The following is an 18,547-nucleotide window of genomic DNA, read 5'->3' as shown; positions in this document are numbered from 1 at the left end:
TTTACGCCCTGTGCAATTGCAGGAACTGTGCGATGGCCGACCGGGTGATGAGCCCCACGATTACTCCATTCTCCATCACCACAAGACGATCCCACCCGCCCTGAGCCATCCGCTCCATCGCCTGCATGACAGACCAGTCCGGAGAGATACAGAACACCTCCGACACGGGACTCATGATGTCGCGCACGCGGCGCCATGGCCACAATGCCGTCGAAATAGCTTGCACGTCTCCCGCGGTGACCACCCCGAGCACCTGCCCCTCCTCACAGACGGGGAATCCACTAAACCCATGCGCGACAAAGTACTGATCGACCGCATCCTGCACCGTCATGTCCGGTGGCACCAGTACAACCGGGTGGACCATCACCTGACGCACTGTCACCGACGATAACGAAGCCCGCATCGTCGCTTGCCTTCTGCTGGCCAGAGCCGCCGAGAAAAGAAAGGCGCCGATGAAGATGAGCCAGCCCCCGTCTGTCGCGATGGAATGTCCCAGGACACCGGACCAGGCTCCCGCCATCAAGACCGCGCCGGTCAACCCAAGCGCCACACCGAATCCGATTCCCGTCAGCGCGGCCTGGCCGGTCGCTCGATCAAAGTCCTTGCTCCAAGCCCAGAGCCCGGCCCGTAAGACCCGTCCGCCATCTAATGGGAACCCCGGAATCAGGTTGAAGAGTCCAAGCTGCACATTCACCATGCCGAGCAATCCTCCTAGGGCGACAAGTCCTTGCAACCCCGATCCTGCAAACAACGCATCCATCGCCATGGCTACGCCGAGACAGCCAGCCCCCAGAATCAAGCTCACCAGCGGTCCCGCCATCGCAATCAAAAATTCCGCCCGCGGAGTAGGCGGCTCTTTCCCCATATGCGCCATCCCGCCGAAAATGAACAGGGTGATCTGCCTGATCGGGATCTGGTAACGCAGCGCCACATAGGAATGTCCCAGTTCATGCAACAGGACGGAGAGAAACAACAAGAGGGCGGCAATGCCACCCATCCCCCAATAGCGTGGAGCCGACAGGCCTGGCAGCATCTCAGGCAAATAGCCTGTCGCTAAGGACCAGGTGACAAAGAAGAACACGGCAAACCAGGAGGCATGCACATGAATCGGGATACCGAGCGCACGGCCGATTTTCCAATTGGGTAACGTCATACATCCACCGTAACAGCGGGAGATTTAGAGCGTCAACTCGGCATCGCCCTCACGCAGGCAGCTGAAAACGTCCACCAGCGTCGTTCTCGCATCGTTCAGACCCTCAACGTACCCCAGCGGGTACGCCTCGGCCCTTCACTCGCTGCGGCCTCGCTGGACGGTCATTTTGAGCAACCTGCAAGATCGGGTATACTTGCCTCCATGCACCCGCGCTACTTGCCCGCCATGCTGTGCCTGCCCCTCGCAATGCTGCTTGCCCCGGCGCTGCCCCCCTTCGCGCAGGCCCAGGTGATCAAATCGGGGCCCTCCTCCTGTCCCGGAGTGGCCCTGACGTTCGACCTCTGCCCGGTTCGGAAAGGGGCAGGTTACGATCAGAATTTAATCGATTATTTAGTTGAGCAGAAGATCCCAGCCACCTTCTTTATGTCGGGAAAATGGATGGCGAAGCACGACCAGCAAGTGCAAGCCCTCCTCCAAGTCTCCTTCTTTGAAATCGGCACCCATGGGGAAGTTCATGCCCATCTGCCGCTCCATTCGGCGGACGAACAGAAACAAGAAATCCTCGGCCCGGTTCGTCTTCTCAAAACCAAATACCATCATGACGCGACCCTATTTCGCCCTCCCTATGGGGAGTTCAACGACGACACGGTCAATATGGTGCGATCCCTTGGCCTCCAGTTCATTCTCTGGAATGTGGTGTCCGGCGATCCAGACCCGACGATTACGGCAATCCAGATCGAAGATCGGCTGAAGCGAACAGTCCGAAAGGGCAGCGTGATCGTGATGCATGCCAACGGGAAGGGCAGACATACACACGAAGTCGTGCAAGACCTCCAGGAACATCTCCTACCGGAGCGACGCCTCACCCCCATGACCATGAGCGATCTCCTCATCTGTAATGGCCAGGCCGCTCCATGACCATGCCATACATCAGACCGATGCAGGCGGAGGACCGTGATGCCGTCGTGCAGCTCTTAGCGGATTCCGAGCCTTGGAAAACGTTGGGCTATACCAGTACGGATTGGAATCGCATCTTCTGCCCGCTGCCACAGAGGCGTGAGAGCTTCGTGGCGCTGGTCGATGGGAAGATCGCCGGAGTTGCGCTCATTCGTGAGAAGTTCTTACTGGGTGATTATCTGGAACTGCTCGGTGTGGCCCCAGAAACAAGAAAGATAGGCATCGGTGCCGCCCTCCTGGCTCAGGTGGAACGTTCCGTCTTCACCAGAACGAAGAACCTCTTTGCCTGTGTCTCCGATTTCAATGAGACCGCTCGTGCCTTCTACCAGAAGAACGGCTATCAGGAAATCGGCCCCATGCCGAACTTTCTGATTCCCGGCAGCGCCGAGATCCTGCTCCGCAAGACCAATGGCCCGGCGAGAAAGAGCTGATGGCTGATAGCATTTAGCCGATAGCATGAGAGGGAGACGCTATTTTTCCCTTCGCCCCTCTTGCTATCAGCTATAGACCATCTGCTATAAGCTCCTCATATGAAAGTCACGAAGCTCCTCCACACCCGCATGCGGGTCAGCGATCTGGATCAGACGATTCAGTTCTATACGACCGTGCTTGGCCTCGACCTGATTGAACGGAAGACCTCGCCTCGCGGATCACATCTCGCGTTCCTGAAAGCTCCCAACAGCGATGAGCTGATTGAGCTGACGAGTTTTCCACCCAGCGGGCCGGTGAAAGTCCAGGAAGACCTGGTCCATCTGGCCTTTCAAGTCGAGAACATGGACGACACCATCGCGTCCCTCACCGCAAGCGGCATCACGATCACGGACGGCCCTACCCAGACATCGTCGGGCAGCCGCTTCATCTTCATCGATGCCCCAGACGGCTATGAGATCGAACTCATCGAACGGCCTCCCGGCGTAACGATCGTTTGAGCCCCAAGCACCCGTCAATCGTCATTCGTCATACGTGGGGAAACAGCCGGAAGTGCGCTCTCCCTGTTGACGACAGCCTACTCTCCCAAGTACCTTCACTCCCGTTTGACGAATGACGGTTGCCGATTTCCCTTCAAAGGAGCCAGAGCATGAAGAACGGTTTCTTTCGCGGACATGGACTCGGTAATGACTATGTGGTGATGGATCCCAAAGAGCTCTCGTTCTCGCTCAGCCCATCGAGGATCAAAGCCATCTGCGATCGCAATTGGGGGCTGGGCAGCGATGGAATTCTTGCGCTGGTGCCGTCAAAAAAATCGGACTTCGGCCTGCGCATCTACAATCCAGATGGCAGTGAAGCGGAAAAGTCCGGCAACGGCCTGAGAATCTTCGCCCGCTATCTTCATGCCACCGGCAAGACGAAAAAGACCCACTTCACCGTTGAGACCAAGGGCGGGCTCGTAACAATCGATCTGCATGTCGACCGGCATGGGGACGCCAGCGCCGTGACCGTTGAAATGGGCCAGGCCACGTTTCAGCCGGCGGCACTCCCCTGCACCCTCACCGTCGGCGAACTAATCGAACAGCCCATCGAGGCCGCAGGCCAGTCGCTCATCTTCACCGGCGTGAGTGTGGGAAATCCCCACTGTGTCGTCTTCAAACCAGCCGGACAGTCCTGGTCGCGAGAGGATCTTGTGACGCTAGGGCCGGCGCTGGAGAATCATCCCCTGTTCCCCAAGCGTACGAACGTACAACTGGCCGTGCCAACCGGCCCGAAAGAACTCTTCATCCTTATCTGGGAACGGGGGGCCGGTGAAACCCAGGCCTCCGGGTCCTCCTCCTGCGCCGCGGCAAGTGCGGCGGTCCGACTCGGGTTGGTGAAGAGCCCCGTCACGGTGAAGATGCCTGGGGGCCAGCTCAATATCGAGGTTGCCTCGGACTTCAGTCTCACCATGAAGGGTCCGGTCGCAGAGGTCGCGCGGGGAAGCCTCAGTTCGTCGTTCGTGCGGGGGCTGCGCTGAGTGAGCCATCAGCCGTCAGCGATCAGCTTTCATCCTTCATCCATCGGACAAGTTGCCCCAGATGGTCTCGGACCGTAGAATGTTGCCTGAAGGCATTCTATTTTTGTTGACCACTGATGGCTGACAGCTGATGGCCTCTTCTCCAGAACTTCAATCCAAGCTCGACCACCTCCCAGATCAGCCAGGGGTCTATCTATTCAGGGACGCACAGGGCGAACTGCTCTATATCGGGAAGGCGTCAGTCCTCTCCAACCGCGTACGGTCCTACTTTCAGAAAGGGACCGAACATTCCCCGAAAAACGCCGTCCTGGTCGGCCACATCGCAGACCTCGAAACGATTGTCACCCGTTCAGAGCTCGAAGCACTGATTCTGGAAAGCAATCTGATCAAGCAGCATCGGCCACGATTCAACGTGGTCTTACGGGACGACAAACAATACCCCTACCTCCGTCTGCCAATTAAAGAGGACTTCCCGCGCCTCTCCATCGTGCGCCGCGTGCACAAAGACGGAGCGCTCTATTATGGCCCCTATACACCCGCAGGCGCTCTGCGGGAAACCTTGAAAGTCATCAAGAAGGCCTTCCCCCTAGCCACCTGCACGATCGACATCAACGGCAAGGCGGAACGGGCCTGCATCGAATTCGAAATCAAACGCTGTATGGCCCCCTGCACCGGCAATCAATCGAAAGAGGACTACCATCACATCGTCGCCCAGGTCCGCCAGTTCCTCGAAGGACGCGACCATGAGTTGCTGGACGACTTGCGGGCCCAGATGGAGTCGGCGGCGGAGCGGGAGGAATTCGAAGAGGCGGCGCGCCTGCGCGACCGGCTTTTCAACATCGAACGCACGCTGGAGAAGCAACGTATCACCCAAACGACGACAACCGACCAGGACGTGATCGGCCTGGCGCGGCAAGGCACGGCGGTCGACCTCCAGATTCTCTTCGTGCGCGGAGGCCTCCTCATCGGACGTAAAGATTTCTTTTGGCCCCATTCAGCCGACGCCTTAGACGAAGAACTCGTTCGATCGGCCATTGAGCAGTTCTACAACAAAGATGGCCAACCGCCCAAAGAGCTGCTCATTCCCACCGAACTCGACGACGTCATGGTGATCGAGGAATGGCTTTCAGGCAAACGTGGAAACGCCGTCCGTGTCGTCGCGCCGGAGCGCGGCGTGAAACACCAATTGCTCCTCCTGGCAGAGGAAAATGCCGCCGCCGCCGCCGCCAACCACCTGCGAGACGAAGAAGTCGGACGGCAGGCTGTCGAAGAACTCAAGCGGCTGATACGATTGGACATCGTGCCCCGGCGTATCGAGGGATTCGACATTTCGAATACGATGGGCCAGCAATCTGTCGCATCCATGGTCGTGTGGGAAGATGGCCAGATGAAGAAAACGGATTATCGGCGATTCACCATCCAAACCGTCACCGGCGCGAATGACTTCGCCAGCATGCAGGAAGTCGTCACACGCCGCTACGGAGACAGCGAGCATCTCGCGCGCCCGGATCTCATCCTCATCGACGGAGGGCTCGGCCAGCTCGCCGCGGCCATGGAAGGACTCAAACAGGTCGGACATCAGGACCTGGCCATTATGGGATTGGCCAAAGCACGCGGCGAAAAAGAGGAGCGGATTTTCCTGCCTGGCCGGAAAAACCCCATTCTCCTGCGCGCGAACTCTCCGGCCACCCATCTCGTCCAACGTATTCGCGACGAGGCTCATCGGTTTGCGATCACCTTCCATCGCAAACTGCGTGGCAAGTCCATGCTGGCTTCTCCACTCGATCGCGTACGCGGCATCGGCGAGGTCACCAGAACCCGCCTGCTCAAGCAATATGGCAGCCTGGCCAATATCGCGGCCGCCACAGATGATGAACTAACGTCGGCCGGCCTGGATGCCAAGACCGTCGCCGCCATGCGAAAATCCCTCGCGAACCCCACCTCATAACCAATGAATGACAGAGCCAGAAATCATTTCCTCCACGCCACATATCACCTAGGATAGAGCTCCAAGGCCGAATGGCGCTATGCGGGGGACCTAAACGTCTCTATAGTCGGGATACCGACGTCTAACGATGTAGGCCTCAGGAAGGACTCATGACCACGCCACTCGACCCCGACTCAGTCACCACCAACGACCGCACGTCACTCTCCCCTGAAGCAGAGCTGGCCCAGTTGCGCGCCCGTCTCGCTGAACTGGAGCAGCGCTCAGCCGAACGAAAATGGAAGAACGACGCACTCGAGGCATTGGCCTTCGGCACCGCGGCGGCCACAGGGAGAGAGTTTCTGCAGGCCCTCGTTCGTCAATTGTCTCTGTCATTGAATACGCAGTATGCCTTCGTGACAGAATGGGCGCCAGGAAGGACCGACCGGCTTCGAACTGTGGCCGGATGGTCCGGCAATTGTGCAGCAGATCCCCTGGAAATCAATCTGCAGGATTCCCCCTGTCAGCAGGTCATGAAAGACGGAACGGCCCTCTTCACTCAAGGCGTCCGCCAATTGTTCCCCCAAAACACACTGCTCTCCTCAATCAACGTCGAGAGTTACATGGGAGTGGTCTTGCGCAATAGCGAGGGCCAGCCGACCGGTCATCTGTGCGTGATGGACGTAAACCCGTTTTTGTTTGATGAGAGTCAGGGCACCGCCATCCTGAACGTCTTTGCCAGGCGCGCAGCCGCTGAGCTTGAACGACTTCGGGCGGAGGAGACGCTGAGAGCAAGCGAGGAACAGTTTCGTGCGCTCGTAGAGTCGGCGACGGACGCCATTGTACTGGCCAACCATGAAGGCCGGATTATTTCCTGGAATAAAGCATCGGAACAGATCTTCGGCTATTCCTTGGAGGAAGCACTTGGCCAGCCACTGACCATCCTGATGCCCCCACGCTACCGACAGAAACATGAGCAGGGGCTGGCTCGCATGGGAAGTGCCAGCCTAGACTCGCTCGTCCGAAAGACACTTGAGCTTGTCGGCGTCACAAAACAAGGCCGGGAATTCCCACTGGAACTCTCGCTTGCCTGCTGGCGATCTCGAGACGGTCTGTTCTTTAGCGGGATCATCCGCGATATCTCCGAGCGAACACGGGCGGAGACGGCCCTCAAAGCCAGCGATCAACGCTACCAGTTTCTTTACGAGAATAATCCTTCCATGTACTTTACCCTCGCCCAAGAGGGGACCGTTCTGGCCGTCAACCGTTATGGAGCAGATCAACTGGGGTACAGCCAGGAGGAGCTGACCGGTCACTCAATACTCCTTGTATTCGATGCTCATGACCATCAAACCGTCCTTGAGCAATTGAATATCTGCGCATCCAACCCCGCCAAGCTTTTCCACTGGGAGATCCAAAAAACCAGAAAGAGCGGTGCGCGGTTATGGGTCAGAGAACATGCGCTGGCTATCAAGGACGAAACTGGCACAACCCTCATTCTTGTCGTTTGCGAAGACATCTCGACCCACAAACAGGTCGAGCTGAGATTGCAAAAAATCAACGAGTGTTTCCTCACATTCGGTAGCGATCCGCTGGCAAATATCAATCGACTGACGGCCTTAGGGGGAGAGCTGCTTGGAGGAACATGCGCGCTATACTCACGTCTTGAGGGAGCACTCCTCCATTCGATCGGACAATGGCAGACCCCTCCGGACTTCAATCCGGCAGACCAAGCCGACGGACATCTCTGCGATGACCTCATCAAAAAGGGAGACGACCATCTCTGGACGGTTCGCCATCTGGCCAACACCTCGTATGTCCGAACGGATCCCAACGTCAGTCGCTACCAATTGCAAACCTACGTCGGCCAGATCGTCACACGCGGCAAAGACCCGATCGGGTCGCTCTGCGTCGTGTTCCAACACGATTTCGTTCCAACCGAGGCCGACGAAAGATTGATGGGTATTTTGGCCTCGGCGATCGAGACTGAAGAAGAGCGGATGCAGGCGCAGGAAGCCCTGCGCACCAGCGAAGTCCAGTGGCGTCAGTTCGTGGCAGATGCACCGGTCGGACTGGTTATTCTGGACAGTCACCAACGAGTCCTGAGCGCCAACAAGGTTTTTTGTGCCCTGACTGGATACAGCGAACGGGAAGTAGTCGGGAACACCTATGCCCTGTATACCCACCCCGAGGACCTGCCTGACAATCTCGCCCTAACCAATGCGTTCTTTGACGGAGCGCGGTCCGGCTATACGTATGAAAAGCGCTATATCCGAAAAACCGGGGACATCATCTGGGTCGCCGTCACCACCACCGGGATCGAACTACCCGGCCATACCGGCCCGCTCCTGCTCGCGGTGGTTGAAAACATATCTGAACGGAAGCTAATCGCGGAAGAGCGAGAGCGGATCAGCCAGGATCTCCATGACGATATCCTCCAATCGCTCTATGCCGTCGGCATGGGATTGGAGCACATGCGACAGCGCATCTCACGAATCTCCCCCACAAACGCCCGCCGATTGGATAGCTCCGTCGCCCAACTGAACGGAGTTATCCGCCAGGTACGAAGCTTCATCCCTCGCATGCAAACGCCCGCCATCCAGCATGGCGCATTCGACCAGGCACTCCTCGCCATCGTGCAGTCATTGACCGTTGCCGGCGCAGGCGACATACAACTGGCCATCGACAAGTCAGTTGCCGATGGACTCTCACGAGCCCAATGCGGCCCCGTACTCAGCATCGCCAAGGAAGCCCTGAGCAACAGTCTCCGACATGCTGGAGCCGCTCATCGCAGGGTCACGGTCCAACTCTATCGTGGGAAATTCAGACTGGACGTTTCCGATGATGGGAAAGGCTTCAGCCCGACAGCCCGAAAATCATCCGGGATGGGCCTGGCCAACATGAGGACACGGGCGCGAAAACTCGGCGCGAGACTCACGATCAGATCCCGTCCAAAAAAAGGTACGCAGGTCGTGCTCGACATCCCTATGCCAGCCCCACAGACCACCGCATAGTCCGCGTCGACGAGGTTGAGTGACGCCTTGATGCCTTCAGCCTAATAGCCTGGCGCTCATATTAAAATACAAATTTGAGGCTGACGGTCCCCAAATGAATATAGGTATGGTAGGTCCCATTCACGATGGAGTTTTGATTACCGGCTACCGTCCGCGATTCATAAAACCATTCCTGAAACGCCACATCGAGCCCCATGGCCTTCGGCCAGAGTGCGCTCCCCCCTCCGCAAGGCACCATTCCTAAGAAACGTCCCCCGCTCTTACACAAGAACCCCACCCCAATAGACAGCGTGTTGGACGCCAGCGAAATCGTCCCGGGATTGAAGGTCAGATCGGGCACCGGATTCTCCGTTCTGGTATACCCCGATCGAACGGCCACGTCCCAATGGGGCAACCATTCTGGGTTGAGCCATCTATATTCAGTGCCGACCGCCACAACCGGGACCGTCTTCCATTGTTGCGGTTGCGGGATCACCCCTCCCGTCGAGAGATGCACATCGAGATCACGATTCGACTTCCACCCGACATATTCCACATCGAGTTCCAACTTCCATTCCCGCTCATTCGTACGAACTGGCCAGACCGCGATGGCGCCGGTATAGATCTGCGGCAGCACAAGATTCGTCGTAGTATCCGCAATCTTAGCCCCGTTCACCAGCAGCGATCCGCTCAAGGGCAGCACTGCCTGGGTGCGATAGACCAACCCGACAGAGGCAATCGGCTTACCGTCGCTATTTCTCAGGGGCGTATAGAGCAGGCTGACCGTTGCACCGGCCCCCGTTCCCTTCCCATTGAGTTCTATGGAGGCCCCGGCAAGCGCACCGGATCCCACTTGCCGCTGCTCAACCTGCCCTTCCCCGAGAAAGCCTGCAAACGTATAGATATCTGCACTCACACCCAATGACAGTGCGTCGTTGATTTTGTACGCGACGGTTGGCTTGATATCGACGAGGGGCAGCGTGGCCGACGTCACGACCGTATTGAACGGACCATCGGCAGGATATCGGGTATTCAGCCCAAACGGAGAGGTGAGCCCAAGTCCCACAGTTACATCCGAGAGCTTGTCCCACCCAAAGGCGCTGAGGTTGGCACTCATATACGAGTAGCTGGGAGCAGGGAATGCGATACTGCCGCCAAAATCGCCTCGCGTATCGACTCCCGAAGGGCTCTTGTATTTAATCGATCCGCCTAGCAAGGTCGTTCCAAACGCGACCTGAACCCCCTCGACCTGACTCAACCCGGCCGGATTGTAGTGAATGGCTGACGCATCGTCTGCCTGTGCGGCAAAGGCATTCCCCTGACCGGCTGCCGCCCCTCCCTGTGACTGCAGCCGAAAGGCCTGACCAAACACCACCGATGGCGTAAGTAAGCATAAGGAGAGAACGATCCAGATCATACTGTGCCCCGCGACACCGATTAGTAACGAAACGCCCGAAAGACGCGCCATGCTACAGGCTGCCTCTTGCCTTGTCCAGAATTAACCAGGGGGGCCAAACACATTAAATTATGGCTCTATGGGGGGAAATGTACTTGCCAGAGATACCTCCGGTATGTTCTCATTCTATTCAAGATAGCTCTGGGGCCATTACTTAATCACACACTTTGGTTTGTCTGGCCTTACCGTTCTGCAAGATGAATATTGAGGTGTATTCACAATACGTCTAATCCTCTCACTTACGTGTGACAGCAGACTCGGCCACAAGGAGTCCCCACAGTGTTACTACGAGGGCCCGATCGACTCACCTATCCCTCGAAGAAGGAGTTTGGCCTTCTGGGTGAGGTCATGCACCAGATCCAATCAATTAACTCAACCGCTCAATTGCCAAGCCTGGCCGCAACGATACATCCCCTCGTCCCACACGGTTTCGCGGGTTGTGGGGCCTTTAGTACCCAGAAATGTCAAATAACCGCGGGACATACGACTTTCAACTCTGAGCTCCATCATCTGTATATGACGCAGGGATTTCTTACTGACCCCGCGATCCTGCTTCTGCAGAAAACCAGGATTGGCACGGTATCGAGCGAGGATTGCCCGGAGCTAGTCGTTCCCAGAGCGGTCACCAGTCTTAAGCTCGACTTCGGAATAAAGACTTGTCTATCGGTCGGAGTTCGCGGAGTGATGGGGGAATGCACCTACTTTGCATTCAGCAATTTCGATCAGAAGTTACTTTCGAAACTGCGGACAATGACACAGATTCTCGCGCCACATTTGCACCTTGCCTACATGCGGGCAACCTCATGGGAGGGAACAAATCTCCCTTCCCGAAAACTGCTGGCCTTGACGCATCGAGAAGTAGAGATCATGCGCTGGGTGGCAGAGGGCAAGACCAATTGGGAAATCTCTATCATTCTTCACGTCAGTCTCAATACGATCAAGTTCCACCTTAAAAACGTATTCGAGAAGCTTGGTGGCGTGGAAAACCGTTGGGCAGCCGTAGCCCAGTGGCAAACTCAGTGGAAAAATGGTTATTCAGAGTCGGTCCCCCACGATTCTCAACAAGCAGACCCTCAGGCACCTCACCCCTAGCGCCTCCGTTTCATCACATGCCCCGTTTCCTTACTGTCTAGCTCAATGACCCGTTCCTCGCGCGCGCGCTGATCATCTCAATCCCCCATTGTCCCCCTCCGCGCCACCTACCCATCCGGGTAGGTCATACGGCTACGTATCTTTGATACTGTTCGTTCGCGTGGGAAAGATCAGCAATTGAATAGGGTGCGCGGAACGAACAGCCAGCCTATAAGGAGGACGCAATGGCAACAGCGGAATGCTTGGCAACCAAATCTGCCGCAGTCCAAACTCTAGTGGACTTACTGACGGAACGTAAGACGAGGCGCTTTGGGTGCGGCATGGAGCTCCCGGCTGGCCCATTGCAACATCGAAGCGAGCAACCGCCCATTCCGTTGAGTGCTGAAGAGATGCGGTATCTCCTGTTCGCCGGCGTCGGCGAGACAGGAAAGCATCTGGCCGACATGCAGTACGCCAAGCGGCTGCGTTGTGAAGACGGGCAGGGCATGGCAATCATGAACTATCTGGGCAGAACAGTGCCAAGTCCCTGTGCAGCTCAGACGACCAAACTGTTCATGACAAATGACGAAGGGCTGTACTTTGTCGCAGGTGCATCCCATCCGGACAGCGGACAACCTCCTGACTTGACCCTGCTTCAAGAGGGGCGGCTCGAAATTCCGCGCCGGCTCCCCTACATGCTCTCGTTCAACCAATGGTATGCCAATCGTCCGGGCACTCTCTACTTCATGCCCGTCACAGAAGTGGCACGCGTCTATCTCAATTTGCTCTTGGTCCTCCTCAGCGAGGAGTACGGATACTATATCGTGGATAGCGATCAGGGAGACGTCAGCTGCGGATTGGATCAGTTCAGGAAAAGTCGGGGAGGCCATTTACATGACGATCTCAGTACTAACCGCGTCCTGACCCTGCGCGACCTTGATGCCGGCATCTGCGACACCGCCCTTCAAGAACAGGCGATGGTCGGACAAAACTTGTTCTTGATGCAACAAGCGATCGGCCTTGGCGGTGGAATTCATAACGTCGGAAGCGGCCGCCATTTGCTTGGTCTCGAACCCCAAATCTACCCCGGGTTAGGCTTCACCTTCTCCAAGTCTCCTATGCAAAATGTGCGACCCAACCCTGTCGGGATCCCAGGAGTATGGGAAGGGGTCTGTCCACCCTTTGTCGCATCGATGGAAGAGGCCGTCCTCAATCTCGTTGCTTCAAAATTCGGAGCCGGAGGCATCTACGCCAATCCCTCAAAACGCCCCTGGATGGGCCAGGAGGGAGGACCAGGCATCGTCCCTCACGATCAACGTGCGATCGACGCCACCATTTCCTTCTGCAACTACGTCTATCGGACCTACGGGCGGTTCCCCGCCCATGTCGATGCATTCAAATCCGTCATCGCCTTTCAAGCGCATCATGTTGATGTGGGATTCTACGATCGATTCTACCCGGGCGAATCGCTTCCACAGGGCCACCGTGATCATCTTGGGACCTGGCATCGCGAAGAAGTCTTGCAGGAAAAAGACCCCGCATTCGCCATGCAAGGGAGCAAGCTATGAGGGCGCCCCGTCGAGTCGTTATGACCGGTCTCGGAGTCATCTCTCCTCTCGGATGTGACCCCAAGACATTTTGGCATCTATTGAGTCAAGGCCTGGGCGGTGTTGCACCGATCACTTCCTTTGATACGTCCCCGTTTAGTTCATCATTGGGAGCCGAAGTGAAGGACTTTGACCCCCTGGATTTCATTCCTCGCAAACAGGCTCGCCGAATGGGTCGCGTGACTCACTTTGCGGTTGGATCGGCCATGATGGCCGTCCGAGATGCCCGGCTCAATCTCGACCTTGAAGATCGATCAGAGATCGGAATCTGTATGGGAACATCCATTGCGGGCTTGAAGGAAGCCCTTGAGACCCACGACTCCATCCTGCGGAAACAGTACCAGCACACCAGCCCCTTCGCCATGACCTCCACATTTCCCAATGCCGTCTCTGCAGAAGTGGCCATTGCGCTGAACGTGCACGGCAGCTGCGAAACCTACTCAATCGGCTGTTCCTCTACGGCAAATGCTATCGGACGCGCCTATGAGCTGATCGCAGGGGGCCATACTGACGTGGTCATTGCAGGAGGAGCAGAAGCGCCTCTCCACCCCAGCATCTTCTCCGTCATGGAGGCAGCGCGAACCCTCGCCCCTGACGAGCGAGGAACCGTACGAAACCACCCTCGGCCATTCGATCTCAATCGTAGCGGCATGGTTCTCGGTGAAGGGGCCGGCTGTGTGGTGCTCGAAGAATTTGAGCATGCCAGACGACGGGGCGGACCGATGTACGCGGAGCTGGAGGGCTGGGGATTTACCTGCGACGCCTATTCGATGGCCAAACCGCTTGAGACGGGAGCGCAGCAACAGCGTGCCATCGGGCAAAGTCTCTCTGCTGCCCATTGGTTTCCCGAAGAAGTGGACTACATTAACGCCTGCGGATTAGGCACCGTCGACCTCGACGCTGTTGAAACAGCGGCGATTAGACATGCCCTAGGCAGCCAGGCCTATCGAATTCCTGTCAGCTCCTTCAAGGGAGCACTCGGCCATGCATTCGCCGCCAGTGGCGCATTTCAGGTGATCGGGACCGCACTCGCGCTTGAGCATCAGTTTATTCCGCCAACTCTCAATCTGACGACCCCAGACCCCACCTGCGACTTAGACTATGTCGCCTTAACGGGGAGATCGGCACGAATCCGTCGGGCACTGGTAAACAGCTTCGGCTTTGGGGGCAAGAATATCGTGTTGGCACTCTCGCACGTCAACGCGGTCGCGCCGCAAGATCCGCTCCTACGAATGAGTGATTGGGATGCAATCCATAATCAGCCGGTCGGAGCGGCCATGGCTCGATCGCTTCGTGCAAACCTTGTTCAATGGAAATAGCGAAATACACCTGCTCAAGAGGAGAAACGATATGACTACAACATTGGGACTCACAGCCGATCAACTATCGACTCGAGCGGTCATCGCAGACCCATATCCGTATTTTCATGAACTGCGTGACCAATCCCCGCTCAACTATCGATTTCTTCCGGCCGGAGCCGTCTTAGGATTTGATGAGCCGGTCCGGGCATGGGCGCTGATGAGACATGATGATGTGTATCACGCTCTACGTGACCACGAAACATTCTCATCCCACCATTGTCTTGTCGGGAAAATTGGCCCACCTCTTGCGCTTATCAATGACGATCCCCCTCGCCACACTCGATTTCGCCGGCTCGTCAATAAGACTTTCACGCTCAAACGCGTTGAGTCTCTGACGCCATGGATGGAGCGTGTGGCCAATGAGTTGCTGGGTGAGATTGGCACGGAAGAAACCGACATCATCGGCTCATTAGCGATTCCAATGCCGCTGAAAGTCATCGCACGCCTCCTCGGCATTCCCGGTGAGGATTATCTAACCTTCAAGCGGTGGAGTGAAACATTTTTCGCCTTCGACTCCGTGAGTCCAGAGGAACGGGCGAAGAGCAATAAAGAAATGATGATGTATTTTGGCCGTATGGCCGCTGAGCGGCGGGCTCATGGAGCCGAAGATCTGATCACAGCCCTCGTGGAAGCAGAGATTGAGGGAGAATCCCTTGAGGATGCTGAGATCTTAGGCTTTTGCATGTTGCTGCTGATCGCAGGAAATGAGACGACTACGAACCTCATCGGCAACATGTTGGGCATTCTCGCGGACCGCCCTGAGCTCTGGCAGCGGCTTCGAGGGGATCGCACATTGGTTGACGCAGTGATCGAAGAGACCCTTCGATTTGAAAGTCCAACCCAACGACTGTCTCGCCAGACAACTCGCGAAGTAGTCCTCTCTGGCACCACAATCCCAGCAAATTCGCTTGTAACGATCTATTACGGTGCAGCCAACCGTGACCCTCGCGCATTTCCTAACCCAGACGACTTCCGATTGGATCGCGACTTGCACAATCACGTCGCCTTCGGCATGGGAGTCCACTACTGTCTTGGGGCACCACTGGCACGGGCAGAAACGAGCATCACCTTAAACGCTCTCCTCGATCGTTTCCCCACCCTCTCACGAGGGGCGGCACCTGCCATAAGGCAAACGGAAAATTTCGTCGTGTTCGGCTATCAGTCCTTACCCTTGGTGTTGGGCAGGGAGTAAGAAGCTATGAAATGGGGCCATCTAGCGATTTTTAAATTCCATAAGCCAGGCTTTTGTTTGGCCTCTCCTTGCTCCTTCGTTGTTACGCCCCATGTGCAGAAAGGACGTTCTACCCGATGAAAAATCGGCGAGGCCTCCAGATCTTAGACGGGTTTCGGCAATCCTCCGGCAAGCGACGTGCGCAGGAAACTGATCTCGCGCGAGAAGCGTTCGCCGATAACACCGACGCGCTCCGTGCCCTGCTGCTCGGACAGGTTGAGGACAACCTTGCCTTTGCCCTCAAGGCATCCGAGGAACGGCTACACGCCCTGCTGCACGATCGCAGCCGCATTGGACAGGAACTGCACGAGTCTGTGCTACAGGCGCTCTACACGATCAGGGTGAGCCTTGCGCAACCTGCTGCCTTGCACAACGGTGCGCCATCGACTGGGCCTCATGCCCACAATCAGGCAGCCAACCAGCTCAGCCTGCTCATTCAGAACATCGAACGCATGATTCGAAGTCTCGAGTCCGACCGTGTGGATCCATTTCGGCTGATCTCTGAGTTACAGGACCTCGCCAGGACAACAGAGCAAACACATGCGGTACAAATTCGCGTAAAGGTCGAGTCGGCAGCCGAGGAGATTCTGACCGGCGAAGAAGCCCGTGAACTTGTCGCCATTACCAGAAAAGCCCTGCATAATTCCGTTCGCCATACTCGCGCCACACAAGTCGTGATCGCACTTCGACATATCGGCTCCTGCGTTCGACTGCGCATCCGTGATAACGGGTCAGGCTTCGACATGGCTCAGGCACAAGCCAAGGGACTGGGATTTGTCCAAATGGAAGACCAGGTTCGAAAGATCGGTGGCCGCCTGAAGATCCAGTCCACGGTAGGGCGAGGCACCTGCATCACCGCGGACGTCTATCTTGAACCGATTCTCACAATGATATGAAACGATCACGTAGCCATCTTGTCACCGCCACACCGTCTCCCGCGTTGCGGCGAACCGCCAACACTCACAGTAGGACCGAGACCCTGCGCCCACTGAAGTCGGCTACCCACACAGGGGAGCCGATCGAACATCGTTATCGCGCGATCTTGGAGGCATCCGGCAACGCCATCCTGCTTCTATCGACTGAGTCCATCATTCTGGAATGGAACCATGCAGCCGAAGTGGTCTCCGGCTGGACAGCCGACGAAGCACTGGGCCGCAGCTATGTGGAGCTCTGTCTCCCCATCGAGGCGCGTGAGTCGTTCTTAGCCGAACTCGTGCGAGTTGCCGAAGGGAGCGAATTACGAGGGCTCGTGAGCCCCCTCCGGACATGTACAGGTTCACTGACGATACTCTCCTGGAATATGTCACGGGTGGTAGGGGCCGACGGGCGCCTGATCGGCCTCATCGCAATCGGCACCGCCACGGTTCCGCAAACCCGGGTCGAAGAAGAACTCCGATTGGCCCAGACCCAAGCTCGTAGCGCAACGCGCCGAGCGCACATCGCCGCAGAAGAAGAACGGTGCAGAATTGCGCGGGAACTGCACGATGAGTTCGGACAGGCACTAACCGGCCTGAAGTTCGACCTGGCCTGGCTCAACAGGAAGCTTCCGCGAGCGCCTGCCTGTACCGACGACGGCGATCTCCAGCACAAAGTCCAAACCATGTCCGGTTCAGTCGATCGGCTCTTGAATGCTGTTCGTGCAACTGCGACAGCCTTGCGCCCCGCCATGCTGGACGACCTCGGACTGATCCCGGCACTCGAATCTCTCGCCACTGCGTTTCAAGATCGTACGGGCGCAGGATGTGCGGTCGCTGTGGCTCCGGAGTTGTCATCCCTCGCACTGCCCTCCGAGATGTCGGCTGCATTATTTCGAATCGCACAAGAACTCCTGACGAATGTGATGCGTCACGCTGCGGCCTCGCAGGCACAGATTCGACTGACCCGTGATGGCGACAACGTGAGGTTAGACGTGACGGACAACGGAAAGGGCATTAGCCCTGAACGAGTGACCACCACTGATTCCTTCGGGCTTCGTGGCATGCAGGAACGTGTCTCTCTCCTGGGGGGGAGCTTTCATATCGCAGGCACATCCGGCATAGGAACCACGGCCTCCGCTTCCCTGCCGCTTGCGGAGTGCGCCGCACCATGATTGGGACACACGTAGTGAAAATTCTCATCATTGACGATCACGAAGTCGTCCGCCGGGGCGTGAAACAGATTCTGGAGGAAACCGTTCCTCACGTCGAAGTCGGAGAAGCCGATACCGCACAGCAAGGAATGGCTGCGGTACGGCAAGGGCCTTGGGATCTGGCCATCGTGGATATCAGCCTTCCCGATCAGAACGGGCTGGAACTTTTGTGTGAGTTACACAACATGGCGCCACAGCTCCCACTGATGGTCCTGAGCCTGCACCCGGAAGAGCAATATGCCGTTCGCGCCTTCCGTGCCGGGGCGATGGCCTATCTCACCAAACAGACAGCACCGGAAGAGCTGGCCAGAGCCGTCAAGCAGGTCCTGTCCGGCCGCCGGTATGTGACCGCCTCCCTCGGAGAGCGTATGGCCGGCAATCTGAGTAAACACCCCGCTGGCCTGGCCCATCAGACCTTGTCTGAGCGGGAGTTCGAAGTTCTCGTGTCGTTAGCCCAGGGCCAGTCCGTCAAGCATATCGCACAATCTCTGGGTTTGAGTATGAAGACCGTGAGTACCTATCGAGCGCGGCTCCTGGATAAGTTGCAACTCGCCACTACCGCTGAACTCATCCGATACGCACTCGACCATCATTTGGTGGAATAGCCTCAACGATGATGCACCCGAGCGTACAGACACATCGGAGGGGCACAGAACACAGAGGTGGCGACCGGAGCCATTCGCCTCTGCATGACAATCGAGTCGGCGTCAGAATCCAC

The 18,547-nt window shown here is 57.0% G+C and carries 15 protein-coding genes; 13 read left to right on the top strand and 2 right to left on the bottom strand.

What is annotated here, in order from left to right; all coding sequences use genetic code 11:
• Nucleotide 1: 1 nt before the first annotated feature.
• The gene (locus Q7U76_16870; protein MDO8358051.1) at nucleotides 2-1,153 is read right to left on the bottom strand and encodes a site-2 protease family protein; all 1,152 of its coding nucleotides are present in this window, start codon (nucleotides 1,151-1,153) and stop codon (nucleotides 2-4) included.
• 201 nt (nucleotides 1,154-1,354) lie between these two features.
• On the opposite strand from Q7U76_16870, the gene Q7U76_16865 reads away from it, so the two are divergent.
• From Q7U76_16865 to Q7U76_16840, 6 genes are all read left to right on the top strand, one after another.
• The gene (locus Q7U76_16865; GenBank protein ID MDO8358050.1) at nucleotides 1,355-2,071 is read left to right on the top strand and encodes a polysaccharide deacetylase family protein; all 717 of its coding nucleotides are present in this window, start codon (nucleotides 1,355-1,357) and stop codon (nucleotides 2,069-2,071) included.
• Between the two features lie 2 nt (nucleotides 2,072-2,073).
• Nucleotides 2,074-2,541: a GNAT family N-acetyltransferase gene (locus tag Q7U76_16860; GenBank protein MDO8358049.1), complete on the top strand. Its 468-nt coding sequence runs from the start codon at nucleotides 2,074-2,076 to the stop codon at nucleotides 2,539-2,541.
• A gap of 99 nt (nucleotides 2,542-2,640) precedes the next feature.
• Nucleotides 2,641-3,039 carry a VOC family protein gene (locus tag Q7U76_16855; GenBank protein MDO8358048.1) on the top strand — a complete coding sequence of 133 codons (399 nt, stop codon included), beginning with the start codon at nucleotides 2,641-2,643 and terminating at the stop codon, nucleotides 3,037-3,039.
• Nucleotides 3,040-3,188: 149 nt separating this feature from the next.
• Nucleotides 3,189-4,058, top strand: coding sequence for a diaminopimelate epimerase (gene dapF / locus Q7U76_16850; GenBank protein ID MDO8358047.1), 870 nt, complete (start codon nucleotides 3,189-3,191; stop codon nucleotides 4,056-4,058).
• 130 nt (nucleotides 4,059-4,188) lie between these two features.
• Complete coding sequence (uvrC, locus tag Q7U76_16845; GenBank protein ID MDO8358046.1) at nucleotides 4,189-6,006, top strand: excinuclease ABC subunit UvrC; 1,818 nt, start codon at nucleotides 4,189-4,191, stop codon at nucleotides 6,004-6,006.
• 149 nt (nucleotides 6,007-6,155) lie between these two features.
• Nucleotides 6,156-8,996: a PAS domain S-box protein gene (locus Q7U76_16840; protein ID MDO8358045.1), complete on the top strand. Its 2,841-nt coding sequence runs from the start codon at nucleotides 6,156-6,158 to the stop codon at nucleotides 8,994-8,996.
• Between the two features lie 61 nt (nucleotides 8,997-9,057).
• Here Q7U76_16840 and Q7U76_16835 read toward each other — a convergent pair whose 3' ends face one another.
• Complete coding sequence (locus Q7U76_16835) at nucleotides 9,058-10,443, bottom strand: outer membrane protein transport protein (GenBank protein MDO8358044.1); 1,386 nt, start codon at nucleotides 10,441-10,443, stop codon at nucleotides 9,058-9,060.
• A gap of 504 nt (nucleotides 10,444-10,947) precedes the next feature.
• Here Q7U76_16835 and Q7U76_16830 point away from each other — a divergent pair.
• The 7 genes from Q7U76_16830 to Q7U76_16800 all read left to right on the top strand — a co-directional run bounded on the left by Q7U76_16830 (nucleotide 10,948) and on the right by Q7U76_16800 (nucleotide 18,434).
• On the top strand, nucleotides 10,948-11,523 hold the full coding sequence (locus Q7U76_16830; GenBank protein ID MDO8358043.1) for a LuxR C-terminal-related transcriptional regulator: 576 nt from the start codon (nucleotides 10,948-10,950) through the stop codon (nucleotides 11,521-11,523).
• Between the two features lie 224 nt (nucleotides 11,524-11,747).
• A complete protein-coding gene (locus tag Q7U76_16825; protein ID MDO8358042.1) occupies nucleotides 11,748-13,070 on the top strand; it encodes a hypothetical protein in 1,323 nt (440 codons plus the stop codon).
• Complete coding sequence (locus Q7U76_16820) at nucleotides 13,067-14,428, top strand: beta-ketoacyl-[acyl-carrier-protein] synthase family protein (protein MDO8358041.1); 1,362 nt, start codon at nucleotides 13,067-13,069, stop codon at nucleotides 14,426-14,428. The genes Q7U76_16825 and Q7U76_16820 overlap by 4 nt, the downstream gene beginning before the upstream one ends.
• A 31-nt stretch (nucleotides 14,429-14,459) precedes the next feature.
• Nucleotides 14,460-15,662, top strand: a complete 1,203-nt coding sequence (locus Q7U76_16815; GenBank protein ID MDO8358040.1) for a cytochrome P450 — start codon at nucleotides 14,460-14,462, stop codon at nucleotides 15,660-15,662.
• Nucleotides 15,663-15,778: 116 nt separating this feature from the next.
• Nucleotides 15,779-16,597: an ATP-binding protein gene (locus Q7U76_16810; GenBank protein MDO8358039.1), complete on the top strand. Its 819-nt coding sequence runs from the start codon at nucleotides 15,779-15,781 to the stop codon at nucleotides 16,595-16,597.
• Nucleotides 16,594-17,790 carry a histidine kinase gene (locus Q7U76_16805; protein MDO8358038.1) on the top strand — a complete coding sequence of 399 codons (1,197 nt, stop codon included), beginning with the start codon at nucleotides 16,594-16,596 and terminating at the stop codon, nucleotides 17,788-17,790. Before Q7U76_16810 ends, Q7U76_16805 begins: the two co-directional genes overlap by 4 nt.
• Nucleotides 17,787-18,434: a response regulator transcription factor gene (locus tag Q7U76_16800; protein ID MDO8358037.1), complete on the top strand. Its 648-nt coding sequence runs from the start codon at nucleotides 17,787-17,789 to the stop codon at nucleotides 18,432-18,434. Before Q7U76_16805 ends, Q7U76_16800 begins: the two co-directional genes overlap by 4 nt.
• Nucleotides 18,435-18,547: the final 113 nt, after the last annotated feature.

This window comes from Nitrospirota bacterium (genome assembly GCA_030645475.1).
GTDB lineage: Bacteria > Nitrospirota > Nitrospiria > Nitrospirales > Nitrospiraceae > Palsa-1315.
This window is presented reverse-complemented; position numbering and strand designations above follow the sequence as displayed.